Consider the following 25174-nt stretch of genomic DNA (forward strand, 5'->3'; position numbering starts at 1 on the left):
TGCGTCGATGTGCGGTCTGCTTGCCCTGGTATGTGCCCCGGAGACGCCGGTCACCGATGATTTGATCGACGCCGTCGCCGGCGCGTCGCACTTGATGCGGCACCGCGGGCCCGACGAGCCCGGCACCTGGTCGGACGGCCGCGCCGTGCTCGGCTTCAACCGGCTGTCGATCATCGACATCGCGCACTCCCACCAGCCGTTGCGCTGGGGGCCGCCGGAGTCCCCGGACCGCTACACGCTGGTTTTCAACGGCGAGATCTACAACTACCTGGAGCTGCGCGCGCTGCTCGCCCGCGACCACGATGTGACGTTTGCCACCGAGGGCGACGGCGAAACGATCGTGGCCGGCTACCACCACTGGGGCCCCGACGTACTCACCCGGCTGCGCGGCATGTTCGCCTTCACGATCTGGGACACCGTCACCGGCGAGCTGTTCTGCGCCCGCGACCCGTTCGGCATCAAGCCGCTGTTCGTGGCGACCGGCCCGGGCGGCACCGTGCTGGGCAGCGAGAAGAAGTGCCTGATGGCGCTGGCGGATCGGCTCGGCATCGACACCGACATCGACGTGCGCGCCGTGCAGCACTACACCGTGCTGCAGTACGTGCCCGAGCCGGAAACCCTCAACGTCGGGGTGCGCCGGCTGGAGTCGGGCAGCTATGCCCGGATCCGGCCCGGCGGCCGCCCCGAAATCACCCGGTACTTCCGGCCGCGGTTCTCCGCGGTGCCGTTCCGCCCGGACGACGAGCAGGCCCGCTACGACGAGATCACCGCGGTGCTGGAGGACTCGGTCGCCAAGCACATGCGGGCCGACGTGACCGTCGGCGCGTTCCTGTCCGGCGGCATCGACTCGACCGCGATCGCAGCGCTGGCAATCCGGCACAACCCGCGGCTGATCACCTTCACCACAGGGTTCGAGCGGGAGGGCTTCTCCGAGATCGACGTGGCGGTGGCGACCGCCGAGGCGATCGGCGCCCGTCACATCACCAAGGTGGTCTCCCCCGCCGAGTTCGTCGAGGCCCTGCCGGAGATCGTCTGGTACCTCGACGAGCCGGTCGCCGACCCGGCCCTGGTGCCGCTGTTCTTCGTCGCCCGCGAGGCCCGCAAGCACGTCAAGGTGGTGCTCTCCGGGGAGGGCGCCGACGAGCTGTTCGGCGGCTACACCATCTACCGCGAGCCGCTGTCACTGAAGGCGTTCGACTATCTGCCGCCGAAGGTGCGCCGGTCCGTCGGCAAGATGTCCAAGCCGCTGCCGGAGGGGATGCGCGGCAAGAGCCTGCTGCACCGCGGCTCGCTCACCCTGGAGGAGCGCTACTACGGCAACGCGCGCAGCTTCTCCGATGACCAGTTGCGCACGGTGCTGCCGCACTTCCGCCCGGACTGGACCCACGTCGATGTCACCGCCCCCATTTATGCGGAGTCGGCGGGCTGGGACCCGGTGGCCCGGATGCAGCACCTGGACCTGTTCACCTGGCTGCGCGGCGACATTCTTGTCAAGGCCGACAAGATGACGATGGCCAACTCGCTGGAGCTGCGGGTCCCGTTCCTGGACTCCGAGGTGTTCGCGGTGGCCTCCCGGCTGCCGTTGGAGCAGAAGATCACCCGGACCACCACCAAGTACGCGCTGCGCCGCGCGCTGGAACCGGTGGTCCCGCCGCACGTGCTGCATCGGGCCAAGCTGGGCTTCCCGGTGCCGATCCGGCACTGGCTGCGGGCCGGCGAGCTGCTGGACTGGGCCAATCACATGATCAACACCTCACAGGCCGGGCACCTGATCGACCTGGCCGGGGTGCGCCGGATGCTCGACGAGCACCGCACCGGCGAGATCGATCACAGCCGCCGGTTGTGGACCGTGCTGATCTTCATGCTGTGGCACGCGATCTTTGTCGAGGGCACCGTGGTGCCCACCATCTCCGAGCCCAGCTACCCGGTCCAGCTGTAACTACGGCCGCGGCTACAGCAGGGCGGCCGCGATGGCACTTGCCGCGGCGGGGCCGTAGGCGCCGCGGACCCGTTCGATCCCGGCTTCCTTGTTCCACGCCCATTCCTGGGTGCCGGTGGTCTCCAGCACCAGCACCGCGACCAGTGAACCCAGCTGCGCGCTGTGCTCCAGGCTCAGGCCGGCACTGCGCCCGGTGAGGAAGCCGGCCCGGAACGCGTCCCCGACGCCGGTGGGGTCCACCTTGGCGGTCTCCGGCACGACGTCGACGTGCAGCGTGGTGCCGTCGGGTTCGACGATGTCGACGCCCTTTTCACCCAGGGTGGTGATCCGCAGGCCGATCTGCGCCATCACCTCGGCCTCGGTCCAGCCGGACTTGCTCAGCAGCAGGTCCCACTCGTAGTCGTTGGTGAACAGCATCTCCGCGCCGTCGATCAGCTGCCGGATCTCCGCACCGGACAGCCGCGCGAGCTGCTGGGAGGGGTCAGCGGCGAAGCGCAGACCCAGCGTGCGGCACTCCTCGGTGTGGCGGAACATCGCCTCCGGGTCGTTGGCGCCGATGATGACCAGCTCCGGGGTGCCGCTGTGCTCGACCAGCGTGGCCAGCGAGATGTCGCGGGCCTCCGACATCGCACCCGGATAGAACGACGCGATCTGTGCCATGTCCTCATCGGTGGTGCAGACGAAACGGGCGGTGTGGGCGACCTCGGAGATCCGCACGTGGTCGCAGTCCACGCCCGCGGCCTCCAGCCAGGCCCGGTAGTCGGCGAAGTCGACGCCGGCGGCGCCGACCAGGGTCGCGTTTCCGCCGAGCACGCCGATCGCATACGCCATGTTCCCGGCCACCCCGCCGCGGTGCACGATCAGGTCATCGACCAGGAAGCTCAGCGAAACCTTCTGCAGGTGCTCGGCGAGCAACTGTTCGGCGAACCGGCCGGGAAAGCGCATCAGGTGGTCGGTGGCGATGGAACCGGTGACGGCGATGCTCACGGGATGGGCCGCCCTTCGTGTTGTGGGTGTCGGCCCCGGTCGGGGCGCATTCGGCGAACGTTACCCAAGATCGGCGCCCCGGCGGCAATCGCCCGCGTTGCGCTAACCTGCCTAGCAGAGCCGGTGCCACGCCCGCCCGGGGCTGGCTCCGACGCAGGCCGGAGGCCGTTGCGTCCCGCCAAACCGTCCCCGACCAGGAGCTTTTGATGACTGATGCGCACCCGCCGTCACCGGAACCCGGGGTGGAGCCGACGCCCGCCGGGGAGCCGCAGGCCGGGCAGGACGCAGCGACCGGCGCCGGGCAGGACACCGGGCAACACGCCGCGGCCGACGCCTCAAACAACGCCGCCGACGCCGCGCTGACCCCCGAGCCGGCCGAGCAGGCACCGCAGCCGCAGGAACCCGCGCAGGCAGCCCCCGCCGAGCCGGCCGTGGAGTCCGGGCCGGCGACCGATCCGCACCTGGCCATCCCGGCCGCGGTCGCCAATTCGGGCGCGATCCCCGTTCCGGGCGCGCCGCTGCCGTATCCGCAGACCCCGGACGACCCGCGCACCGGGCCGCAAGCGCTGTCCGGCCCGCACGCCCTGTCCGGGCCGCAGGCGCTGTCGGGTCCGCTGTCCTACCCGAGCGCCCCGGCGCCGGCCCAGCCGTACTTCCCGCCGCCGGCGGCCCCCGGCTACCCCGGTTTCCCTCCGGGTCCCGGTGCGCCCCCGCCGCCGATGCCGTACCCGGGCTCACCGGAGTACCGCCAGATGTACGGGTCCAACCCGGCACCGGCGTATCCGGGGATGCTGCCACCGGCCGTGCCCTATCCGCCCCGCCCGCCGCGGTGGAAGTCCTGGGGGCTGCCCGCAGCGGTGCTGCTCGCGGTGGCCGCGATGCTGATCGCCGTCGTCGTCGCGGTGCGCGGCGACTCCACCGTCGACCCCGCCCAGGGCATCACCGAGGCCTCGGCCACCCAGGCCATCCAGACCTTCCTCAACGCCCTGGCCGACCAGGACCTCGACGAGATCGCCCGCAATTCGCTGTGCGGGCTCTATGACCAGGTCACCGATCTGCGCGGCGAGCTCGCGGTGTCCAAGCTGGCCGCCCAGGCCTACGACAAGCAGTTCTCCAAGACCGAGGTCACCTCGATCGACAAGATGGTGTTCGTCTCCCCCAGCAACGCCCAAGTGCTGTTCACCATGCGGACCACGCCGGGTTCGGCGGTCCGCGGCACCGGCACCGCCGAGCGTCAGGCCATCGTTCAGCTGCAGGAGTCCGACGGCCAGATCCTGGTCTGCTCGTATGTGATGCGCGGCGGATCGTTCTGATCGCAGGCCGTCGGCACGGCAAAACGCGGCCGCCCCGGTATCCCGGGGCGGCCGCGTTTTTCGTCGGAGCTGGTGCTGCCCGATCAGTTGAACGAATCGCCGCAGGCGCAGGAGCCGGTGGCGTTCGGGTTGTCGATGGTGAAGCCCTGCTTCTCGATGGAGTCGACGAAGTCGATGGTGGCGCCCTGCACGTACGGCGCGCTCATCCGGTCGACGGTCAGCTTCACGCCGGCGAAGTCGACGACGAGGTCACCGTCGAGGCTACGGTCGTCGAAGAACAGGTTGTAGCGCAGGCCGGCGCAGCCGCCGGGCTGCACCGCGATGCGCAGGGCCAGATCGTCACGGCCCTCCTGATCGAGCAGCGACTTGGCCTTGGCCGCCGCCGCTTCGCTCAGGGTCACGCCGTGCGCCTCGGTCGCGGTGTCGGTCTGCGCGGCGTCGGTCTGCACTGCCGAGTCGTCCTGCAGGGTCATTACGTCTCCTTGATTCCGCTGTGCGGGCTGCGGTCGGACCGGCCCGCGACTGTGCTGAGGGTCCTAGTGGCTTAACCGTACCCCTGCCGGGAGTTATTCCCGATCTTCGAGGTGTCCGAGGTCCGCCGCCGTGCGCGCGGCCAGGCCCTGCAGTTGACCGGCCGCATCCGCGATCGCCAGCTCCGTCGACCCGGCGTAGTCGGCCAGCGCCGCGGCCGCGGCGATGCCCGCGGCGGCCAGCGCGGCGTCGTCGAGCTCCAGCTGGCCTACCAGCGCGATCAGCGGCACGTGGCGGGCCCGGGCCGCACCGCCGAGGGTGCCGATCACCTTGCCGTGCAACGACTGGTCGTCCAGGCGGCCCTCGCCGGTGATGATCAAGTCGGCGGCGGCCAGGTTCTCGTGCAGGCCGGTGTGTTCAGCGATGACCGCCGCCCCGGATTCCCGGCGCGCCCCCAGTGCCAGCAGCGCCGCGCCCAGCCCGCCGGCGGCCCCGGACCCGGCCTGCTCGGACACCGGGGTGCCGGCCAGCCGGTCCAGTACGGCCGACCAGTCCCGCAGCCGTCGTTCCAGCAGCGCCACGGTGGCCGGGTCGGCGCCCTTCTGCGGGCCGAACACCGCCGCGGCGCCCATCGGGCCGAGCAGCCGATGCTCGACGTCGGTGGCCGCGATCAGCTCCACCCCGGTCAGCGCCGCGGCCGCGGCCACCGGCCCGCCCAGCGCGTCGATCATGGCCCGCCCGCCGTCGGTGCAGCAGCTGCCGCCCAGCCCGACCACGATCCGCCGCGCGCCGGCGGCCAGCGCGGCGCCGATCAGCTCACCGACCCCGCCGCTGTGTGCGGCCAGCGCGGTCTGCGGCGTCGGCGGCCCGTCCAGCGCGGCCAGCCCGCAGGCCTGCGCGGACTCGATGTAGCCGGTGCGGCTGTCCGCGTCGTAGACCCAGGCCGCGGTGCGCAGGTCCGCCAGCGGGCCGCGCACCGGCGTCCGCCGCAGCGTGCCGGACCCAGCGGCGAACACCTCCAGGAACCCCGGGCCGCCGTCGGACTGCGGGGCGAGGATCAGCCGATCGTCGGGGCGCGCCGCCCGCCAGCCGGCGGCGATCGCCCGGGCGGCCTGCGCCGCGGTGAGCGTGTCACCGAAGCAGTCCGGCGCGATCAGCACCCGCAGGCCCGTCATGGGCTCACCGTAGTGCCGGGGGCGCTCGGGTGCCTGCCGGAGGACCGCGTCGCCCGACGTACCCTGGTCGGCGTGAGCTTGTTGGGCCGTAAGAAGACACCCGCCGACGACGCGACCGATGTCGCCTCGACCGCCGCCGAGTTGACCGGCGCCGAGGACGTCCGTTCGACCGGCGCCACCCCGCCGAAGGGCCGGCCCACCCCCAAGCGCGATCAGGGCCGCCGCGGCCCCGTCGCGCCGGCCCCGCAGAGCATGTCCGAGGCCCGGGCCCGGCGGAAGGCACTGCGCGGCCCGAAGCTGTCCAAGGAGGACCGCAAGGCCGCCCGGCTGGAGCGGCGCGCCCGGATGGATGACCGGCGGGCCCGGATGATGGAGGGCGACGAAGCCTACCTGCTGGACCGGGACAAGGGCCCGGTGCGCCGCTACGTCCGCGACATCGTCGACTCCCGCCGGTTCAGCCTGCTCGGACTGTTCATGTACGCCGCGCTGGCGATGCTGGTGGTGATGTTCGCGATGCCGCAGCGGTTCGCCACCATGGGCTCCACCCCGATGCTGATGTTGATGCTGCTGATGCTGATCGACGCGATCATGCTGGGCCGCCAGGTCGCCAACCGGGTCGACGAGAAGTTCCCCGACAACGCCGAGGGGAAGTTCCGGCTCGGCCTGTACGCCGCGGGCCGGGCCTCCCAGCTGCGCCGCATGCGGGCCCCGAAGCCGATGGTCAACCGCGGTGACATCATCGACTGAGGCCCCCCGACTGCTGGTGCTCGGCGGGATCCGGTCCGGTAAATCGGCGTTCGCCGAGCGGGCGGTCACCGCGGCCGCCTCCGACGGCCCGGTCCGCTACCTGGCCACCGGGGGCACCGGTCGCGACGACGACGGCTGGGCGGCCCGGGTGGCCGCGCACCGGGACCGCCGGCCGGCCGGCTGGCAGACCGTGGAGAGCACCGACGTCGCCGGTGTGCTGACCGCCGCCGATCCGCTGCCCACCCTCGTCGACGACGTCGGCGGCTGGCTGACCGCGGTCTACGACGCCGGCGACTGGGCCGCGGGGACCGCCGAGCCCGCCATCACCGCGCTGGTCGGGGCCGTCGCGGACTACCGGGCGCCGCTGGTGCTGGTCAGCCCGGAGGTGGGGCTGAGCCTGGTGCCCGCCAGCGAATCCGGCCGGATGTTCGCCGACGCGCTGGGCGAGGTGAATCAGCGCCTGGCCGCGGCCTGCGACCGGGTGGTGCTGGTGGTCGCCGGCGTCGCGGTGCCGATCAAGGGAGCACGATGACCGAGTCCTGGCCCGAGGTGAGCCCGCCGGATCCCGACGCCGCCGACGCGGCCCGGGCCCGGCAGCACCGGCTGGCCAAACCCGCCGGCGCGCTGGGCCGGCTGGAGGAGCTGTCGATCTGGCTGGCCGGCTGCCAGGGCAACTGTCCGCCGCGGCAGTTCGCCCGAGCCCGGATCGTGGTGTTCGCCGCCGACCACGGGGTGGCCACCGCGCGGGTGTCGGCCTATCCCCCGGAGGTCACCGGGCAGATGGTCGCCACCATCGGTGCCGGCGGCGCGGCGATCAACGCGCTGGCCCGGATCGCCGATGCGGGGGTGCGGGTCGTCGACGTCGCGGTGGACACCGAGCCCGGCGCCGAGGCGCCGCACCGGATCCGGCGCTCCAGCGGCAACATCGCCGTCGAGGACGCGTTGACCGCCGAGCAGACCGCCGCGGCGGTGGCGGTCGGGCGGGCGATCGCCGACGAGGAGGTCGACGCCGGCGCCGACCTGCTGATCGCCGGCGACATGGGCATCGGAAACACCACCGCGGCAACGGTTCTGGTCGCCGCGCTGACCAAGAACGAGCCGGTGGTGGTGGTCGGGCGCGGCAGCGGGATCGACGACGCGGGCTGGGCCCGCAAGACCGCCGCGGTGCGCGACGCGCTGTTTCGGGCCCGCCGGGCCGAACCGGTGGACCTGCTGCGCATCGCCGGGGGCGCCGACCTGGCCGCGATGGCCGGGTTCCTGGGCCAGGCCGCGGTGCGCCGCACCCCGGTGCTGCTGGACGGGCTGGTGGTGACCGCGGCGGCGCTGGTCGCCGCCCGGCTGGTCCCGGGCGCGCCGCAGTGGTGGCGGGCCGGGCACCGCTCACCGGAACCCGCGCACGACCTGGCACTGAAATCTCTTGGGCTGGAACCGATCCTGGATCTGGGCATGCGGTTGGGCGAGGGCACCGGGGCGGCGGTGGCGCTGCCGGTGCTGCGGGCGGCGGTCGAGACGCTGGCCACCATGGCCACCTTCGACTCCGCACACATCTCGGCTCCGGCCCCGTGATCGGCCCGGTGGCGGCCGCCTTCACCTTCGGCACGGTGTTGCCGATCCGGTCCCGGACACCGTTCGGGCGGGCCGCGCTGGCCGCGCTGCCGCTGGTCGGCATCGTGTTGGGCGCCGTCGCCGCCGGGGTGGCGATCGGCGGCCGGGAACTGTTCGGTGCGGCCAGCCCGCTGTCCGGGGTGCTTGCGGTGGCCGCGCTGGCGTTGTTGACCCGGGGCCTGCACCTCGACGGGTTGGCCGACACCGTCGACGGGCTGGGCTGCTACGGCCCGCCGGAGCGCGCGCTGGCGGTGATGCGCGACGGCGGCGCGGGCCCGTTCGGGGTCGCTGCAGTGGTGATTGTGCTGCTGCTGCAGGCATTTTCGTTCGCGGCGCTGCCGGTGGCCGGGATCGTCGCGGCGGTGGCCGTCGGCCGGGTTGGCGCGCTGCTGGCGTGTCGCCGCTCGGTGCCCGCCGCGCCCGGCAGTTCGCTGGGCGCGCTGGTGGCGGGCAGTCAGCCGTGGTGGGTCATCGCCGGCTGGGTGTCGGCGGCCGGGGTCGCGACCGCGTTCCTCACCCCGCGGCCCTGGCAGGGCCCGGTGGTCGTCGTCGCGGCGCTGATCCTGGTGGCGGTGCTGGTGAGGCACTGCGTGCGACGATTCGGTGGCATCACCGGGGATGTGCTCGGCGCCGCGGTCGAGACGACGACGGTCCTGCTCGCACTGGGTTTGGCGGCCGGTTAGCTTCCGTCGAGCACCGAAGAGGCATCGCGCTCGTAGTACAACAGCTCACCATGGTCGACCGGCTTGCCCGTGTCGCGCATCCGCTCCGCTGCCCGCTTACCGATCGCCAGCAGCCGAACAGCCAGATCCTCCTGCCGCAGCCTGACCAACCGTTCCTCTACGGACGTGGCTACGGCTTGCGCCGGAGATTCTCCGGTCAGCTCGGCGAGCCGCTTCACCCGGTCGTGCACGACTGGGTCCTCGATATTCAGCGCCATCGTGGTACCTCTTGCGTCAACCCAGCCGGGTCATCCAGCCGTGGGTGTCGGCGAAGGTGCCGCGCTGGATGCCGGTCAGGGTGTCGCGCAGCGCCATGGTGATCTCGCCGGGGGTGCCGTCGCCGATGGTGAACTCGCCACCCTCGTATTTGACAGTGGAGACCGGGGTGATGACCGCCGCGGTGCCGCAGGCGAACACCTCGGTGATCTCCCCGCTGGCCGCGCCCTTGCGCCACTCCTCGACGTCGATCTTGCGTTCCTCGACGGCGAATCCGGCGTCAACGGCCAACTGCAGCAACGAATCCCGGGTGATGCCGGGCAGCAGTGAGCCGGACAGCTCCGGGGTGACCAGCCGCGCCGAGCCGCCGCTGCCGAGCACGAAGAACAGGTTCATCCCGCCCATCTCCTCGACGTAGCGCCGTTCGATGGCATCCAGCCAGACCACCTGGTCGCAGCCCTGCTCGGCGGCCTGGGCCTGGGCCAGCAGCGAGGCGGCGTAGTTGCCGCCGAACTTCGCCGCGCCGGTGCCGCCCGGGCTGGCCCGGACGTACTCGGTGGACAGCCACACGCTGACCGGCTTGATCCCGCCGGAGAAGTACGCGCCGGCCGGCGAGGCGATCACCAGGTAGCGGTACTGGTTGGCCGGGCGCACACCCAGGCCCGACTCGGTCGCGATGGTGAACGGGCGCAGATACAGCGCGGCCTCTCCGCCCGCGGCGGGCACCCAATCGGCCTCGACGGCGATCAGCCGGCGCAGCGACTCCAGGAACACCTCGTCGGGCAGGCCCGGCATGGCCAGCCGGTGCGCCGAGGCCCGCATCCGCGCGGCGTTGGCCTGCGGCCGGAACGACACGATGGAGCCGTCGGGCCAGCGGTAGGCCTTGAGTCCCTCGAAGATCTCCTGGCCGTAGTGCAGCACCACCGCCGACGGGTCCAGCTGGATCGGCCCGTACGGCAGCACCTGCGCATCGTGCCAACCGCGGTCAACGTCGTAGTCGATCGACACCATGTGGTCGGTGAAGAACTTGCCGAAGCCGGGGTTGGCCAGGATCTCGCGCCGTACCTCGTCGCTTGCCGGGTTGGGATTGCGGGCAAGCGTGAAATTGAGGTCGGCTTGGGTCATGCTGCGATTGTATAACCGCGGGTCCAGCTGATTATTTCGGTGCTGCGGCCACAAACGGCGGCTTGAGCACCTCGCACTCCACCGCCCGCCCGCGCACATCGACGCTGACCCGGTCGCCGTCGGCGATCCCGGCGGCCGAATCGATCAGGGCAAGGGCGATACCGACTTTCAGCGTCGGGGAGAACGTGCCCGAGGTGGTGACGCCGACCGGGCGGTCGCCGGAGAGCACGGTCAGGTCGGCGCGCAGCACCCCGCGACCGACGGCGCGCAGGCCGCGCAGCCGACGTGCCGGGCCCGCGGCCTTCTCCGCCAGCATCGCCTCGCGGCCCCAGAACGCGTCCTTGCGCCAGCCGACGGCCCAGCCGCAGCCGGCCTGCAGCGCGGTGATGTCCAGCGACAGTTCGTGCCCGTGCAGCGGGTAGCCCATCTCGGTGCGCAGCGTGTCGCGGGCGCCGAGCCCGGCCAGCTGCCCGCCGGCGGCGGTCACCGCCGGCTCCAGCGCGTCGAACACCGCGCCGGCGTCCGCCCAGGCCGGCAGCAGCTCGTAGCCGTGCTCGCCGGTGTAGCCGGTCCGGCAGACCCGCACCGGCACCCCGGCGCATTCCCCGTCGGTCCAGGACATGTAGCCCAGGTCGGTGGGCACGCCGAGGCCGGCGAGCACCTCGGTGGACCGCGGGCCCTGCACGGCCAGCACCGCGCGGGACCGGTGTTCGTCGGTGACGGTGATGCCCGCCGGGGCCACGGCCGCCAACGCGGCGACGACGGTCGCGGTGTTGGCGGCGTTGGGGATCAGGAAGATCTCGTCGTCGGAGACGTAGTAGGCGATCAGGTCGTCGATCACCCCGCCGCGGTCGGTGCAGCACAGCGTGTACTGGGCCTGCCCGGGGCCGACCCGGCCCAGGTCGTTGGTGAGGGTGGCGTTGACGAACGCCGCCGCGCCGGGCCCGCGCACCAGCGCCTTGCCCAGGTGGCTGACGTCGAACAGGCCGACCGCGGTGCGGGTGGCGTGGTGTTCGGAAACCGTCCCGGCGTAGGACACCGGCATCAGCCAGCCGCCGAACTCGGCGAAGCTGGCACCGAGGGCGCGGTGGCGATCTTCCAGGGGTCCGTGTTGCAGTTCGCTCACGACAAATGACCCTAACCGGCAGACTGGTTTGGGTGGTCGATTGGGATGCGCTGGAGGCCGCGGGCGTCGCCGACGCCCGCGCGCGGATGCCGCTGATCAACTATCTCGACAGCCTGGGCTTCAGCGTTGAGCAGATGGCCGAGGCCGAGCAACGCGGCCGGCTGTTCGGGCTGGCCGGCGATGTGCTGGGCTGGTCCGGGCCGCCGATCCACAGCCTGACCAGCGCCGCCGTCGAACTCGGCGTCCCGGTTGCCGACGTGGAGCGGGCCTGGTCGCTGCTGGGCCTGAGCGTTGCCGATCGCGATACCCCGGCGCTGAGCCACGCCGATGTCGATGCGCTGGCCACCTGGGCGGCCATGCGGGACCGGCTCGGCGACGCCGTCGAGGGCTTCCTGCGGGTGCTCGGTGCGACGATGGCCCGGCTGGCCGAGGCCGAATCATCGATGATCCGGATCAGCCAGCCCGACGTGTGGCTGGGCCACACCCAGGACGAACTCATCACCGCCCGGGCGTGGCGGTCGACCGCCGCGTTCATCCCGCGGATCGGTGCGGTGATCGACGTGGTCCATCGCCATCACCAGGTCAGCACCCGGACCTTTCTGGAAGGTCTGGCCGCCGGTCCGTCGGCGGGCATCGTGGTTGGCGTCGGGTTTGCCGACCTGTCCGGTTTCACCGCGCTGACCCGGGTGCTGACCTACCAGCAGCTCTCGGCGCTGCTCGCCGAGTTCGGCAGCACCGTCGCCGAGGTGGTGCAGGCCAACGGCAGCCGGGTGGTGAAGTTCATCGGCGACGAGGTGATGTGGGTGAGTTCGACGCCGCAGCAACTGGCCCGGACCGCAATCGAGCTGGTCACCCATCCGGACGCCGATGCGGCCGGCCTGCGGGTGCACGCCGGCCTGGCGTTCGGCGAGGTCGTCCCCATGCTCGGCGACTATTTCGGCAACCCGGTGAACCTGGCGTCCCGGCTGGCCCATGCCGCCGGCCCCGATCAGATCCTGATCACCGGGGACCTGCGCGAGCTGCTGGCCGATTCCCCGGCCCGCGAGTTGGATCCGCTGCACCTCAAGGGTTTTGACGAGCCGGCGGCGGTCTACGACCTGAACGGGACGGGTTGACCTACTGTTGACCGGGTGAGCAGCCACCTCGACCGCCAGTCCCCCGCCGTCTCCGTCGCCGCGACCCTCGCCGAGGCCGTCGCGGCCATCGACGAGGCCACCGACACCGCCGCCGTTCTGCCCGAGCCCCGGCCGCGGGCGCTGGTCGTCGGGATCGTCGCCGGGGCCGACGGCGGCCCCGCCGTCGTGCTGGCCAACCCGTTCCTCGACGCCGAGGCCACCGGGCAGATCGAGAGCCAGCTGAGCGCGCTGGGCGCCAAGACCGGCGCCGAGCAGGTGACCCGGCTGGTGGTCCCGGCGCTGCCGTTCGACAGCGTGCTGGCGGTCGGGCTGGGCAAGAGCGCCGAGGAGTTGCCCGCCGATCTGATCCGGCGCTGCTCGGGCGCGGCGGCGCGGGCGGCCTCCGGGGTACCGGTGCTGGTCACCGCCCTGGCCGAGGTCGACGTGGCGGCGGCGGTGGAGGGCACCCTGCTCGGCGGCTACCGGTTCGCCGAGTTCCGCAGCACCAAGACCGCCCCGACCGAACCCGGGCTGGACACCGTCGTCGCGCTGGCCACCGCCGCGGGCGCCGCGGCCGCCGCGGACCGGGCCGCGCTGGTCGCCGACGCGGTGGCCGTCGCCCGCGACCTGGTCAACACCCCGCCGAACGCACTGTTCCCCAAGTCGTTCGCCCGCCGCGCCGAGGCGCTCGGCGAGGAGTTCGGCCTGGAGGTCGAGGTCCTCGGCAAGAAGGAGCTGAAGAAGGCCGGTTACGGCGGCATCGTCGGCGTCGGGAAGGGTTCGGACCGCTCGCCGCGGCTGGTGCGGTTGCGGCACCGCGGCGCGGGCGGCAAGAAGGTCGCGCTGGTCGGCAAGGGCGTCACCTTCGACACCGGCGGCATCTCGATCAAGCCGGCCGCCTCGATGCATCACATGACCTCGGACATGGGCGGCGCGGCGGCGGTCATCGCGACCGTGGTGCTGGCCGCCCGCCTGGAGCTGCCGATCGAGGTGACCGCGACCGTCCCGATGGCCGAGAACATGCCCTCGGGCTCGGCCCAGCGCCCCGGCGACGTGCTCACCCAGTACGGCGGCACCACCGTGGAGGTGCTCAACACCGATGCCGAGGGCCGGCTGATCCTGGCCGACGCCATCGTGCGGGCCTGCGAGGACGAACCGGACTACCTGATCGAGACGTCCACGCTGACCGGCGCGCAGTTGGTCGCACTGGGGTCCCGGATGCCCGGCGTGATGGGCAGCGACGAGTTCCGCGACCGGGTGGCGCGGCTGTCGGCCGGGGTCGGCGAGAACGCCTGGCCGATGCCGCTGCCCGACGAACTCGCCGACGACCTGAAGTCGACGGTGGCCGATCTGGCAAACATCAGCAGCCAGCGGTTCGCCGGCATGCTGGTCGCCGGGGTGTATCTGCGGGAGTTTGTCGCCGACGGCGTCGACTGGGTGCACATCGACGTCGCCGGCCCGTCCTACAACACCGGCAGCGCCTGGGGTTACACGCCCAAGGGCGGCACCGGGGTGCCGGTGCGGACCATGTTCGCGGTGCTGGAGGACATCGCCGCCAACGGGTGACCGACCGGGTGCCTGAGCCCGCGCCAAAGCTACCGCCCAGTAACAAAAATCGACCGCAACCTGAGTGGATAGACCCCCGACCGCAGTGACAGGATGGGGGCGACCGCAGTGGACGATCGACCGATCTTCGAGGAGCCAACAAACATGGCCGTCTCCGTACAGATGCCTGCACTCGGTGAGAGCGTGACCGAGGGGACCGTCACCCGGTGGCTCAAGCAGGAGGGCGATACGGTCGCGGTCGACGAGCCGTTGCTCGAGGTCTCCACCGACAAGGTCGACACCGAGATCCCGTCCCCGGTCGCCGGTGTGCTGACCAAGATCGTCGCGCAGGAGGACGACGTCGTCGAGATCGGCGGCGAGCTGGCGGTCATCGGGGAGGCCGGCGAGCAGGCCCCGAGCGCGCCGGAACCCGCCGCCGAACCGGCCGCCGAACCGGACCCCGAGCCCGCCGCACCGGCTGCCGCCGAACCGGCCGCCGAACCGGCCGCCGAACCGGCCGCGCCGGCCGCACCGGCTGCCGAGTCCGCGGCCGCCGCGACGTCGGTGGTCATGCCGGAGCTCGGCGAGTCGGTCACCGAGGGCACCGTCACCCGCTGGCTGAAGAAGGTCGGCGACCCCGTCGCGGTCGACGAGCCGCTGGTGGAGGTGTCCACCGACAAGGTCGACACCGAAATCCCGTCCCCGGTTGCCGGCGTGCTGGTGGCGATCTCCGCCGAGGAGGACGACGTCGTCGCCGTCGGCGGCGAACTGGCCCGGATCGGCGACGGCTCGGCCCCCGCGGCCCCAGCCCCGGCCGCCGCCCCGCCTGCCGCCCCCGCCCCGGCCCCCGCCGCCGCGGAGCCGGCCTCGGTTCCGATCCCCGAGCCGGAGACCCCCGCACCCGCCGCCCCGGCGGCCAAGGCCGAGCCCGCCGCCGAGGGCAGCCCGTACGTGACGCCGCTGGTGCGCAAGCTGGCCGCCGAGCACAACGTCGACCTGAGCACGGTCACCGGCACCGGCGTCGGCGGCCGGGTCCGCAAGCAGGACGTGCTGGCCGCCGCCGAGGCCCAGCAGCCCGCCGCCCCGGCGGCGGCCCCGGCGGCGGCCCCCGCCCCGGCCGCGGCCGCCCCGGCTCCCGCGGCGCCGGCCGCCGCGGCCCCGAGCCCGCTGGCTCATCTGCGCGGCAGCACCCAGAAGGCCAACCGGATCCGGCAGATCACCGCCAAGAAGACCCGGGAGTCCCTGCAGGCCACCGCGCAGCTGACCCAGACCCACGAGGTCGACATGACCCGCATCGTGTCGCTGCGGGCCCGGGCCAAGGACGCCTTCGCCGAGCGCGAGGGGGTCAACCTGACCTACCTGCCGTTCATCGCCCGCGCGGTGATCGACGCGCTCAAGGCGCACCCGAACGTCAACGCCAGCTACAACGAGGCGACCGCGGAGATCACCTACTTCGACGTGGAGAACCTCGGCTTCGCCGTCGACACCGAGCAGGGTCTGCTCTCCCCGGTGGTGCACAACGCCGGCGACCTGTCGATCGGTGGCCTGGCCCGGGCGATCGTCGACATCGCCGCCCGCGCCCGCTCCGGCAACCTCACGCCCGACGAGCTGTCCGGCGGCACCTTCACCATCACCAACATCGGCAGCCAGGGCGCGCTGTTCGACACCCCGATCCTGGTTCCGCCGCAGGCGGCGATGCTGGGCACCGGCGCGATCGTCAAGCGCCCGCGGGTCGTCGTCGACGAGGGCGGCAACGAGTCCATCGGCGTCCGGTCGATCTGCTACCTGCCGCTGACCTACGACCACCGGCTGATCGACGGCGCCGACGCGGGCCGCTTCGTCACCACCATCAAACGCCGCCTGGAAGAGGGCGCGTTCGAGGGCGAACTCGGGCTCTAGGCACCCGGTTGTCTCAGCCCCCCGCCATCGCCGTCGCCGGATCCTCCGGGCTGATCGGCTCGGCACTGACCGCGGTGCTGCGCGCCAGCGACCAGCCGGTGCTCCGACTGGTCCGGCACGCCCCGAACCAGCCCGACCAACGGTTCTGGAATCCCGACGTCGGGCAACTGGATCCGGCTGCGCTGCAAGGTGTTTCGGCCGTGGTCAACCTGTGCGGCGCGCCGATCGCCGGGCAGCGCTGGTCGGGTTCCTACAAGCAGTTGCTGCGTGACAGCCGGATCGGCCCGACCGAGGTGCTGGCGGCGGCCTGCGCACGGGTCGGTGTCCCGACCCTGATCAACGGCAGCGCGATCGGCTACTACGGCGACACCGGCGCGACGCCGGTCGACGAGACCGCACCGGCCGGCAGCGGGTTTCTGGCCGGACTGTGCCGGGACTGGGAGGCCGCGACGGCGCCGGCCGCCGCGGCGGGCACCCGGGTGGTCACCGTCCGCACCGGGCACGTGCTGTCGGCCACCGGCGGCCTGCTGGGCCGGCTGCGGCCGCTGTTCGCGCTCGGCCTGGGCGCCCGATTCGGCAACGGGCGCCAATACCTGTCCTGGATCAGCCTGGAGGACGCCGTGCGGGCGCTGCGCTTCGTGCTCACCGAGGACACCATGGCCGGTCCGGTGAACCTGACCGGGCCGGCCCCGGTCAGCAACGCCGAGTTCACCGCAGCCCTGGGCCGCGCCGTGCACCGGCCGGCGCTGCTGCGGGTGCCGGGCTTCGCCGCCAAGCCGCTGCTCGGCGAGTTCGCCGAGGAGGGCCTGCTGATCGGCCAGCGGGTCACCCCGGGGGCCCTGACCGGTGCCGGGTTCGCGTTCCACCACAGCACCCTGGACCGGGCGCTGGCCTACGCCGGCGGCGACTGAGGCAACCGCGGCGGCGGGGGCGCGTAGCGTGACCGGCATGACGCCCTCCATCCGGCGCTCGACCGACCCGATCGACGTCCGCAACCTGGATCGCATCGACTACACCGATGCCTGGGCGCTGCAGCGCGAACTGGCCGACGCCCGGGTGGCCGGCGGACCCGATGTGCTGCTGCTGCTCGAGCACCCGCCGGTGTACACCGCCGGCCGGCGCACCGAGGCGCACGAGCGGCCACTGGACGGGACCCCGGTCATCGACACCGACCGCGGCGGCAAGATCACCTGGCACGGCCCCGGTCAGCTGGTCGGCTATCCGATCGTCGGGCTGACCGAGCCGCTGGAAGTGGTGAATTTCGTTCGGCGCCTTGAGGAAGCCCTGATCGCGGTGTGCGCATCGTTCGGCCTGCCGGCCGGCCGGGTGGACGGCCGGTCCGGGGTGTGGCTGCCCGCCGACGGCCCGCGCCCGGAACGCAAGATCGGCGCGATCGGCATCCGGGTGGCCCGCGGGGTCACCCAGCACGGCTTCGCACTGAACTGCGACTGCGACCTGAACGCCTTCGGCGGCATCATCCCGTGCGGCATCGTCGACGCCGGGGTGAGTTCGCTGTCGGCCGAGCTGGGCCGCCGCGTCGGGGTCGGCGAGGTGCGCGAGACCATCGCCGATGCGGTGTGCCGCGCCCTCGACGGTGCACTACCCGTCGCCGAGCACCGCCTGGCCGATCCCGGCCGCGTACCATCGCAGCTGTGAGCGTCGACCCCGGAAACCGCAAGCTGCTGCGCCTGGAGGTCCGCAACGCCGAGACCCCGATCGAGCGCAAGCCGCCCTGGATCAAGACCCGGGTCCGGATGGGCCCGGAGTACACCGAGCTCAAGTCGCTGGTCCGCCGCGAGGGCCTGCACACGGTGTGCGAGGAGGCGGGCTGCCCCAACATCTACGAATGCTGGGAGGACCGCGAGGCCACCTTCCTGATCGGCGGCGAGCAGTGCACCCGGCGCTGCGACTTCTGCCAGATCGACACCGGCAAGCCGGCCGACCTCGACCGCGACGAGCCGCGCCGGGTCGCCGAGAGCGTCGCGGCGATGGGGTTGCGCTACTCGACGGTGACCGGGGTGGCCCGCGACGATCTGCCCGACGGCGGGGCCTGGCTCTACGCCGAGACGGTGCGCGCGATCAAGGAGCTGAACCCGGGCACCGGGGTGGAGCTGCTGGCGCCGGACTTCAACGGTGACGCCGAGTTGCTGCGTGAGGTCTTCGAGTCCCGGCCCGAGGTCTTCGCCCACAACCTGGAGACGGTGCCGCGGATCTTCAAGCGGGTCCGGCCGGCGTTCCGCTACCAGCGCAGCCTCGACGTCCTCACCGCGGCGCGCGAGTTCGGCCTGGTGACCAAGTCCAACCTGATCCTGGGCCTGGGTGAGACCCCGGAGGAGGTCCGCGACGCGCTGGTCGACCTGCACGAGGCGGGCTGCGACATCGTCACCATCACCCAGTACCTGCGGCCGTCGCCGCGGCATCACCCGGTGGAGCGCTGGGTCCGGCCCGAGGAGTTCGTCGAGCATCAGCAGTACGCCGAGCAGATCGGGTTCGCCGGGGTGCTGGCCGGGCCGTTGGTTCGCTCGTCGTATCGGGCCGGCCGGCTGTACACCCAGGTGATGGACGCCCGCCGGGCGGCCGAACCCGATGCCGCCCGGGTGGCGCCGCACGGCGCCGCCGTATCCTGATCCCCATGGCGAAGACGCGTAACAAGGCCGAGTTGAAGGCCGCCAAGGCCGAGGCGAAGGCGACCCGCAAGACGGCATCCAAGCAGCGCCGCCAACAGCTGTGGCAGGCCTTCCAGATGCAGCGCAAGGAGGACCGCCGGCTGGTCCCCTACATGGCGCTGACGTTCCTGGCGATCACCGCGATCTCGGTGGCCATCGGCGTCTGGTCCGGCGGCCTGTCGATCGTGCTGTTCAGCATCTTCGGCGTGGTACTGGGCGCGCTCGTCGCGTTCATCATCTTCGGTCGCCGCACCCAGAAGTCGGTGTACGCCAAGGCCGAGGGCCAGTCCGGGGCGGCCGCCTGGGCGCTGGACAATATGCGCGGCAAGTGGCGGGTGACCCCCGGCGTCGCCGCCACCGGTCATCTCGACGCGGTGCACCGGGTGATCGGCAAGCCGGGGGTGATCTTCGTCGGCGAGGGCGCACCGGCGCGGGTCAAGCCGCTGCTGGCGCAGGAGAAGAAGCGCACCGCCCGGCTGATCGGCGACACCCCGATCTACGACATCATCGTCGGCAACGGCGAGGGCGAGGTCCCGCTGGCCAAGCTGGAGCGGCACTTGACCAAGCTGCCGGGCAACATCTCGGCCAAGGAGATGGATTCGCTGGAATCGCGGCTGACCGCGCTGAGCACCAAGGGCGGCCCGGGCGCGGTGCCCAAGGGCCCGATGCCGCCCGGGGCGAAGATGCGCGGCGTGCAGCGCGCCGTCCGACGCAAGTAAGGTCGGCGCAAGAAAAGACTTCAGCGCCGCACGACGGCGGTGCCGGTCACCCGGTCCTGAATGCCGCGGCCGTCGGAGTCGGTGAACAGCGCGGGCACCACCAGGCCCACCAGCACCCCGCGTGCCAGCGCCCGCCCGATGCCGACCTGCTGGCGGTTGTCGATGGAGGCCACCCGCATACCGAGCAGCAGCTGCCCGGGGCTGAAGCCGTAGAGCCGCACCGACACCGCGCCGAGCAGCAGCCAGATGCCCATGATGAGGCTGGGCCCGACCGGGCTGTACAGCAACTGCTCACGGCTGATCAGGCCGACGCCGACGGCCAGCCCGGCCAGCCCGTAGGCGATCATCCAGTCGGCCAGCATCGCCGCGATGCGCCGGCCCATGCCGGCAATCGAGCCCGCTCCGCTGCGCGGCAGGCCGAGTCGCTGTCCGGGGAATTCGCTGTGCCCGGCGGCCGAATCGGGCAGATTCGTTCCGGACAACCAGTCGCCATAGGGTCGGCTCATGGTTCACAGGCTAGTCGGCGCGGGTCGGCCTGCGCCGAACGTGCCCGCCGAACCCGGCGATGCCCGTAACGTCAGCGCAACATTTGGTTGACTGCGGCGCAACATGGGCTTCATAGCGTCAGCCGCGAGTCACCCGCACGCCTGTGCCCGAAGCCGTGCACGCAGAATGGGCGGGTACCCAAGCAAAAGGAGCAGTCCGTGGCAGAAACGACCGCCGACGACATCTTCAAGCTGATCAAGGACGAGAACGTCGAGTACGTCGACATCCGGTTCTGTGATCTGCCCGGTGTCGTCCAGCACTTCTCGATCCCGGCCAGCGCATTCGACAGCAGCGTGTTCGAGGACGGGCTGGCCTTCGACGGATCATCGGTGCGCGGGTTCCAGTCCATCCACGAGTCCGACATGATGCTGCTGCCGGATCCCGCCACCGCGGTTCTCGATCCGTTCCGCAAGGCCAAGACGCTGAACATGATGTTCTTCGTGCACGACCCGTTCACCCGCGAGGCGTACTCCCGCGATCCCCGCAATGTCGCCCGCAAGGCGGAGAACTACCTGGCCAGCACCGGTATCGCGGACACCGCCTACTTCGGCGCCGAGGCCGAGTTCTACATCTTCGACTCGATCGCCTTCGAATCGAAGATCAACGGCTCGTTCTACGAGATCGACTCCGAGTCCGGCTGGTGGAACACCGGCCAGCCCACCGAGCCGGACGGCTCGCCGAACCTCGGCTACAAGGTGCGTCCCAAGGGCGGCTACTTCCCTGTCGCACCCTATGACCACTACGTGGACCTGCGCGACGAGATGTCGACGAACCTGACCAACGCCGGATTCACCCTGGAGCGCGGTCACCACGAGGTCGGCACCGCCGGGCAGGCCGAGATCAACTACAAGTTCAACACCATGCTGCACGCGGCCGACGATGTGCTGCTGTTCAAATACATCATCAAGAACACCGCCTGGGCCAACGGCAAGACCGTCACCTTCATGCCCAAGCCGCTCTTCGGCGACAACGGGTCGGGCATGCACGCCCACCAGTCGCTGTGGAAGGACGGCAAGCCGCTGTTCCACGACGAGGCCGGCTACGCTGGCCTGTCCGATCTGGCCCGGCACTACATCGGCGGCATCCTGCACCACGCGCCCAGCCTGCTGGCGTTCACCAACCCGACGGTGAACTCCTACAAGCGCCTGGTCCCCGGCTACGAGGCCCCGATCAACCTGGTCTACAGCCAGCGCAACCGGTCGGCCTGCGTGCGCATCCCGATCACCGGCAACAACCCGAAGGCCAAGCGCCTGGAGTTCCGCTGCCCGGACAGCTCGGGCAACCCGTACCTGGGCTTCGCGGCGATGCTGATGGCCGGCATCGACGGCATCAAGAACAAGATCGAGCCGATCGCCCCGATCGACAAGGATCTCTACGAGCTGCCGCCGGACGAGGCCGCCAACATCCCGCAGGCGCCGACCTCGCTGGGCGCGGTCATCGACCGGTTGGAGGCCGACCACGAGTACCTCACCGAGGGTGGGGTGTTCACCGAGGATCTGATCGAGACCTACATCTCCTACAAGCGGGACAACGAGATCCTGCCGGTGCAGATCCGACCGCACCCCTACGAGTTCGACCTGTACTACGACTGCTGAGGCAGTGCCGACCCGGGCCGGGCGCCGCGACAGCGGAGCCCGGCCCGCGCCGTCGGCGGTTAGTTAGTGCCCTAACAATATTTCGGATAGAGTGGCGGGGTGACCGGCGCGGAACCCAACCTCTGGCAGCGAATCACCTACATCTACGGGCGCCGCCTGCCCGACTCGATGGCCGACTGGGTTCGCCAGGATCTCACCGGCAAGGGCGCGATCCGTCGGCACATGCTCCGGATGTCCATCCCCCCGGCGCTGGTGCTGGCGCCGCTGTGGCTGCTGCCCGCCTCGCTCTACGTGCACATCGAGATGACGGTGCCGATCTACGTCTGGGCGCTGCTGATGGCGCTGGCACTGAACAAGCCGTGGCGGCGACACCGGCTCGGCCAGCACGGCCTGGACATCAACCTGGTGGACACCCGCAAGTCCAAGCGGGCCCTGCAGATGCAGCAGAACTACGTCGAGAAGTACGGACCCCGCCCCGAGGAAGCGCGCTGGCAGTCCAACAGCAGCCCGTTCTGACCCGGTGCGGGTCCTGGTCCAGCGGGTCAGCTCGGCGCGGGTGCGGGTCGACGGCCGGGTGATCGGCGCGATCGAGCCGGACGCCCAGGGGCTGGTCGCGCTGGTCGGCGTCACCCACGATGACGACCCGGCGATCGCCGCCAAACTCGCCGCCAAACTGTGGCAGCTGCGCATTCTCGACGGTGAGCGCAGCGCCGCCGACATCGCCGCCCCGGTGCTGGTGATCAGCCAGTTCACCCTGTACGCCAACACCGCCAAGGGCCGCAGGCCGGCGTGGAACGCCGCCGCGCCGGGGCCGGTCGCCGAGCCGCTGGTGGCCGCGTTCGCCGACGCGCTGCGCGGGCTGGGCGCCGAGGTGGCCACCGGGGCGTTCGGGGCGCACATGCAGGTCGAACTGGTCAACGACGGACCGGTCACGGTGCTCCTCGAACTGGAAAACTAGGGTGATACCCATGGCCACCAAGCACATCCCGTCCTGGTACGACGACGAGGTCAGCGCGCTCTACGAGCTGGCCCTCGGCTTCTTCGAGCGCGAGGTCGTCGCGCACAACGAGAAGTGGGACGCGCAGCGCCACATCGACCGCAGCGTCTGGCTGGAGGCCGGCCGGCTTGGCCTGCTGCTGTGCTCGGTGCCGACCGAGTACGGCGGTGGCGGCGGCACCTACGCCCATGACCTGGCAGTTTTCACCGCGCAGGGCTATGCCGGCGACCTCGCGGTCGGCATCGGCGTGCACAGCGGAATCACCGCGCACTACGTGCTGGCCTACGGGTCCGAGGAGCAGAAGAAGTACTGGCTGCCGCTGATGGCCACCGGCGAGGTGCTGAGCGCCATCGGCATGACCGAGCCCGGCGCCGGCTCGGACCTCAAGGCGCTGCGCACCACCGCGGTGCGCGACGGCGACGAGTACGTCATCAACGGCTCCAAGACGTTCATCACCAACGGCGGCTCGGCGGACATGATCGTGCTCGCGGTCAAGACCGACCCGAAGGCCGGCGCCCGGGGCATCTCGCTGCTCGTCGTCGACCTGCGCGACTGCCCCGGATACCAGGTGACCCGGGTGCTGGACAAGGTCGGCATCCACGGCGGCGACACCGCCGAGCTGGCCTTCACCGACGTCCGGGTTCCGGTCAGCGCGTTGCTGGGTCCCGAGGAGGGCAAGGGCTTCGGTCAGCTGATGGCCCAGCTGCCGCAGGAGCGGCTGTCGGTCGCCGCCTCGGCGATCGGCGAGATGGAACGCGCCGTCACCGACACCGTCGCCTACACCAAGTCCCGGGACGCGTTCGGGCACAGCCTGTTCGAGTTCCAGAACACCGCCTTCGAGCTCGCCGAGTGCCAGACCATCACCCGGACCTCGCGGATCTTCTTCGACCACTGCGTGCAGTCACACCTGCGCGGCGAGTTGAGCGACACCGACGCGGCGATGGCCAAGTACTGGCTCACCGACCGCCAGTGCGAGGTGATCGACCGCTGCGTGCAGCTTTACGGCGGCTACGGCTACATGCGCGAGTACCTGATCGCCCGGATGTACGAGGACGCCCGGGTGCAGCGCATCTACGCCGGCGCCAACGAGGTGATGAAGCAGATCATCGCCCGCTCGCTGTAGGGCTCAGTCCAGGCCGTTGTCGGCCCGGAACCGCGCCAGCCCGTCGATCTTCTCGGCCAGCGTGGCGTCCGGGGCGCAGTAGAACATCCACGGCGCGGTCAGCACCGCGCTGACTCCCCCGGCCTCCGCGCGGGCGTAGTGCTCGGGGGTGTAGGCGTCGGCCAGCGGCGTGATGACGGTGAAATCCTCCATGCCCAAGCCCTTTTCGGCACGCAGTTCCCGGATTCGGCCGATCGAGCTGAGCACCTGGTCGGTGGTCAGCAGGTCGCCGATCCAGCCGTCGTGCCGGGCGGCGCGGCGCAGCGCCACGTCGGCCTGGCCGCCGATGTAGATCGGGATCCGCGGCGGGGTGGGCTCCATCTCCAGCCGCGGGGTGCGGTAGAAGTCGCCGTCGAACTCGGTCCAGCCCGGCGACCACAGCCGGCCCATCAGCTCCAGCATCTCGTCGGTCCGCCTGCCGCGGTTCTCGAAATCCTGTTCCATCAGCGCGAATTCGTCGGCGCACCAACCTACCCCGGCGCCGAGCTCGAGCCGGCCGCCGGCCAGGGCGGCTGCGGTGCCGATGGACTTGGCGGCCAGGTACGGGTTGCGCAGCGCCGGCACGTAGACGGTGGTGACGAACCTGATCCGGGTGGTGACCGCGGCCATCGCACCGATCAGCACCCACGGGTCGGGCCACGGGGTGAACGGCTGCCAGCGCGGTTTGCCGTCGCTGGTGTAGGGGTACGGCGTGGCCAGCGTCTCCAGGTTCACCACGTGGTCCGGGATGGCAATCCCGTCATAACCCAATTCGTCTGCCGCACGGGCGATCTCCACCGCCTCGTGGACCTCCATAAAGGGCGTTCCGACGTAGAACCTCACCAATTCTCTCCTCGCGCCCATGCGGGTGTGATGAACACGCCCTCGGCCTGTACGGTCGGACCGTCGGCGTCGGCAATGTGCCCGCGCGCGTAGGTCTTGATGCCGTCGACGCGCTCGATGAACGCCTCGGCGCGCAGCGCACCCAGCGGGGTGGCGCGCAGGTAGCGGCAGCTGATGGTCCCGGTGAAGGTGGGTGTGGTCAGCCCGTTGCTGGCCGCCTCCCCGAGCAGGTGGTCGAGAATCAGCGCACTGATCCCGCCGTGCACGTGACCCGGCGGCCCCTCGTACGGCGCGCCGAGGGTGAACTCGGTCCACACCCGGCCGTCGTCCGCGCGGTTGATCAGTACCGGTGGCGCCATCGGGTTACGCTCGCCGATCACCGGGTTTCCCCAGCTCACCCCGCGTCCGTCGGTGGTGAACCGGACCCCGTGGGTGCCGGTGATCTGACGTTCGCGCAGCGTCGCGGTCAGCGCCTCGACGGCCCGGGTGGCCTCGGCGACGGTCTGCTCGTCGGCCTCGGTGCGGATGGTCGCGTCGATCAGTTCGCGCACCGACCTCGTCAACGGTTCGTAGCGGGCGCGCAGTCGCTCGTACTCGGTGTCGTCGATGGTTTCCTCGGAGAACCTCACCGGACATTCATAACACCCGGACCGCACCGGATCACCGCGCCGCGACGATTGCG

Annotated in this window: 26 protein-coding genes; 17 read left to right on the plus strand and 9 right to left on the minus strand. The window is 71.5% G+C overall.

What is annotated here, in order from left to right; all coding sequences use genetic code 11:
- Positions 1 to 7 precede the first annotated feature (7 nt).
- Positions 8 to 1939 carry an asparagine synthase (glutamine-hydrolyzing) gene (asnB, locus tag G6N10_RS06315; protein WP_085101250.1) on the plus strand — a complete coding sequence of 644 codons (1932 nt, stop codon included), beginning with the start codon at positions 8 to 10 and terminating at the stop codon, positions 1937 to 1939.
- 12 nt (positions 1940 to 1951) lie between these two features.
- Here the strand turns inward: asnB and G6N10_RS06320 are convergent, their stop codons facing one another.
- On the minus strand, positions 1952 to 2926 hold the full coding sequence (locus tag G6N10_RS06320; protein ID WP_085101247.1) for a carbohydrate kinase family protein: 975 nt from the start codon (positions 2924 to 2926) through the stop codon (positions 1952 to 1954).
- A gap of 206 nt (positions 2927 to 3132) precedes the next feature.
- On the opposite strand from G6N10_RS06320, the gene G6N10_RS20325 reads away from it, so the two are divergent.
- Positions 3133 to 4239 carry an Rv0361 family membrane protein gene (locus tag G6N10_RS20325; protein WP_234810717.1) on the plus strand — a complete coding sequence of 369 codons (1107 nt, stop codon included), beginning with the start codon at positions 3133 to 3135 and terminating at the stop codon, positions 4237 to 4239.
- Between the two features lie 83 nt (positions 4240 to 4322).
- On the opposite strand, the gene G6N10_RS06330 is transcribed toward G6N10_RS20325, so the two are convergent.
- A complete protein-coding gene (locus G6N10_RS06330; protein ID WP_085101244.1) occupies positions 4323 to 4712 on the minus strand; it encodes a HesB/IscA family protein in 390 nt (129 codons plus the stop codon).
- 93 nt (positions 4713 to 4805) lie between these two features.
- Positions 4806 to 5885: a glycerate kinase gene (locus G6N10_RS06335; RefSeq protein ID WP_085101241.1), complete on the minus strand. Its 1080-nt coding sequence runs from the start codon at positions 5883 to 5885 to the stop codon at positions 4806 to 4808.
- A 72-nt stretch (positions 5886 to 5957) separates the two neighbouring features.
- On the opposite strand from G6N10_RS06335, the gene G6N10_RS06340 reads away from it, so the two are divergent.
- The 4 genes from G6N10_RS06340 to G6N10_RS06355 are packed head-to-tail and all read left to right on the plus strand — an operon-like array spanning position 5958 to position 8920.
- Positions 5958 to 6632 (plus strand): DUF3043 domain-containing protein, encoded by a 675-nt coding sequence (locus G6N10_RS06340; RefSeq protein ID WP_109750663.1) that lies wholly within the window; start codon positions 5958 to 5960, stop codon positions 6630 to 6632.
- Positions 6616 to 7164 carry a bifunctional adenosylcobinamide kinase/adenosylcobinamide-phosphate guanylyltransferase gene (locus G6N10_RS06345; protein WP_234810712.1) on the plus strand — a complete coding sequence of 183 codons (549 nt, stop codon included), beginning with the start codon at positions 6616 to 6618 and terminating at the stop codon, positions 7162 to 7164. Before G6N10_RS06340 ends, G6N10_RS06345 begins: the two co-directional genes overlap by 17 nt.
- Positions 7161 to 8198, plus strand: coding sequence for a nicotinate-nucleotide--dimethylbenzimidazole phosphoribosyltransferase (gene cobT, locus G6N10_RS06350; protein WP_085101238.1), 1038 nt, complete (start codon positions 7161 to 7163; stop codon positions 8196 to 8198). The genes G6N10_RS06345 and cobT overlap by 4 nt, the downstream gene beginning before the upstream one ends.
- Entirely contained in the window at positions 8195 to 8920 is a 726-nt protein-coding gene (locus tag G6N10_RS06355; RefSeq protein ID WP_085101235.1) for an adenosylcobinamide-GDP ribazoletransferase, read from the plus strand. The genes cobT and G6N10_RS06355 overlap by 4 nt, the downstream gene beginning before the upstream one ends.
- On the opposite strand, the gene G6N10_RS06360 is transcribed toward G6N10_RS06355, so the two are convergent.
- From G6N10_RS06360 to gcvT, 3 genes are read right to left on the minus strand one after another with little or no spacing between them, the layout of a single operon-like run.
- Positions 8917 to 9177, minus strand: a complete 261-nt coding sequence (locus G6N10_RS06360; protein WP_085101232.1) for a type II toxin-antitoxin system VapB family antitoxin — start codon at positions 9175 to 9177, stop codon at positions 8917 to 8919. The two genes, G6N10_RS06355 and G6N10_RS06360, sit on opposite strands and share 4 nt — an antisense overlap.
- Before the next feature lie 16 nt (positions 9178 to 9193).
- Positions 9194 to 10300, minus strand: a complete 1107-nt coding sequence (locus tag G6N10_RS06365) for a branched-chain amino acid aminotransferase (RefSeq protein ID WP_085101230.1) — start codon at positions 10298 to 10300, stop codon at positions 9194 to 9196.
- 31 nt (positions 10301 to 10331) lie between these two features.
- Positions 10332 to 11426 (minus strand): glycine cleavage system aminomethyltransferase GcvT, encoded by a 1095-nt coding sequence (gene gcvT, locus G6N10_RS06370; protein WP_085101227.1) that lies wholly within the window; start codon positions 11424 to 11426, stop codon positions 10332 to 10334.
- Positions 11427 to 11431: 5 nt separating this feature from the next.
- On the opposite strand from gcvT, the gene G6N10_RS06375 reads away from it, so the two are divergent.
- From G6N10_RS06375 to G6N10_RS06405, 7 genes are all read left to right on the plus strand, one after another.
- Entirely contained in the window at positions 11432 to 12541 is a 1110-nt protein-coding gene (locus G6N10_RS06375) for an adenylate/guanylate cyclase domain-containing protein (protein ID WP_085101224.1), read from the plus strand.
- Positions 12542 to 12556: 15 nt separating this feature from the next.
- A complete protein-coding gene (locus tag G6N10_RS06380) occupies positions 12557 to 14107 on the plus strand; it encodes a leucyl aminopeptidase (RefSeq protein WP_085101222.1) in 1551 nt (516 codons plus the stop codon).
- Positions 14108 to 14251: 144 nt separating this feature from the next.
- Positions 14252 to 15985 carry a 2-oxoglutarate dehydrogenase, E2 component, dihydrolipoamide succinyltransferase gene (gene sucB / locus G6N10_RS06385; protein ID WP_163742263.1) on the plus strand — a complete coding sequence of 578 codons (1734 nt, stop codon included), beginning with the start codon at positions 14252 to 14254 and terminating at the stop codon, positions 15983 to 15985.
- Between the two features lie 8 nt (positions 15986 to 15993).
- Entirely contained in the window at positions 15994 to 16896 is a 903-nt protein-coding gene (locus G6N10_RS06390; RefSeq protein ID WP_085100232.1) for a TIGR01777 family oxidoreductase, read from the plus strand.
- A 37-nt stretch (positions 16897 to 16933) separates the two neighbouring features.
- Positions 16934 to 17641 carry a lipoyl(octanoyl) transferase LipB gene (gene lipB / locus G6N10_RS06395; protein ID WP_085100229.1) on the plus strand — a complete coding sequence of 236 codons (708 nt, stop codon included), beginning with the start codon at positions 16934 to 16936 and terminating at the stop codon, positions 17639 to 17641.
- Entirely contained in the window at positions 17638 to 18612 is a 975-nt protein-coding gene (lipA, locus tag G6N10_RS06400; RefSeq protein WP_085100226.1) for a lipoyl synthase, read from the plus strand. Before lipB ends, lipA begins: the two co-directional genes overlap by 4 nt.
- A 5-nt stretch (positions 18613 to 18617) precedes the next feature.
- Complete coding sequence (locus G6N10_RS06405) at positions 18618 to 19370, plus strand: DUF4191 domain-containing protein (protein ID WP_085100223.1); 753 nt, start codon at positions 18618 to 18620, stop codon at positions 19368 to 19370.
- Positions 19371 to 19390: 20 nt separating this feature from the next.
- On the opposite strand, the gene G6N10_RS06410 is transcribed toward G6N10_RS06405, so the two are convergent.
- Positions 19391 to 19876 (minus strand): RDD family protein, encoded by a 486-nt coding sequence (locus G6N10_RS06410; protein WP_085100221.1) that lies wholly within the window; start codon positions 19874 to 19876, stop codon positions 19391 to 19393.
- A gap of 198 nt (positions 19877 to 20074) precedes the next feature.
- Here G6N10_RS06410 and glnA point away from each other — a divergent pair, with 198 nt between their 5' ends.
- From glnA to G6N10_RS06430, 4 genes are all read left to right on the plus strand, one after another.
- Positions 20075 to 21511, plus strand: coding sequence for a type I glutamate--ammonia ligase (glnA, locus tag G6N10_RS06415; protein WP_085100218.1), 1437 nt, complete (start codon positions 20075 to 20077; stop codon positions 21509 to 21511).
- A gap of 99 nt (positions 21512 to 21610) precedes the next feature.
- Positions 21611 to 22027, plus strand: coding sequence for a DUF5313 domain-containing protein (locus tag G6N10_RS06420; RefSeq protein ID WP_163742266.1), 417 nt, complete (start codon positions 21611 to 21613; stop codon positions 22025 to 22027).
- A gap of 4 nt (positions 22028 to 22031) precedes the next feature.
- Complete coding sequence (gene dtd / locus G6N10_RS06425) at positions 22032 to 22469, plus strand: D-aminoacyl-tRNA deacylase (protein ID WP_085100212.1); 438 nt, start codon at positions 22032 to 22034, stop codon at positions 22467 to 22469.
- Between the two features lie 10 nt (positions 22470 to 22479).
- Complete coding sequence (locus G6N10_RS06430; protein WP_085100209.1) at positions 22480 to 23631, plus strand: acyl-CoA dehydrogenase family protein; 1152 nt, start codon at positions 22480 to 22482, stop codon at positions 23629 to 23631.
- A 3-nt stretch (positions 23632 to 23634) separates the two neighbouring features.
- Here G6N10_RS06430 and G6N10_RS06435 read toward each other — a convergent pair whose 3' ends face one another.
- Positions 23635 to 24492: a TIGR03619 family F420-dependent LLM class oxidoreductase gene (locus tag G6N10_RS06435; RefSeq protein WP_085100206.1), complete on the minus strand. Its 858-nt coding sequence runs from the start codon at positions 24490 to 24492 to the stop codon at positions 23635 to 23637.
- Positions 24489 to 25121 carry a PaaI family thioesterase gene (locus tag G6N10_RS06440; protein WP_085100203.1) on the minus strand — a complete coding sequence of 211 codons (633 nt, stop codon included), beginning with the start codon at positions 25119 to 25121 and terminating at the stop codon, positions 24489 to 24491. The genes G6N10_RS06435 and G6N10_RS06440 overlap by 4 nt, the downstream gene beginning before the upstream one ends.
- Positions 25122 to 25174: the final 53 nt, after the last annotated feature.

Source organism: Mycolicibacterium fallax (assembly GCF_010726955.1).
Taxonomy (GTDB): domain Bacteria; phylum Actinomycetota; class Actinomycetes; order Mycobacteriales; family Mycobacteriaceae; genus Mycobacterium; species Mycobacterium fallax.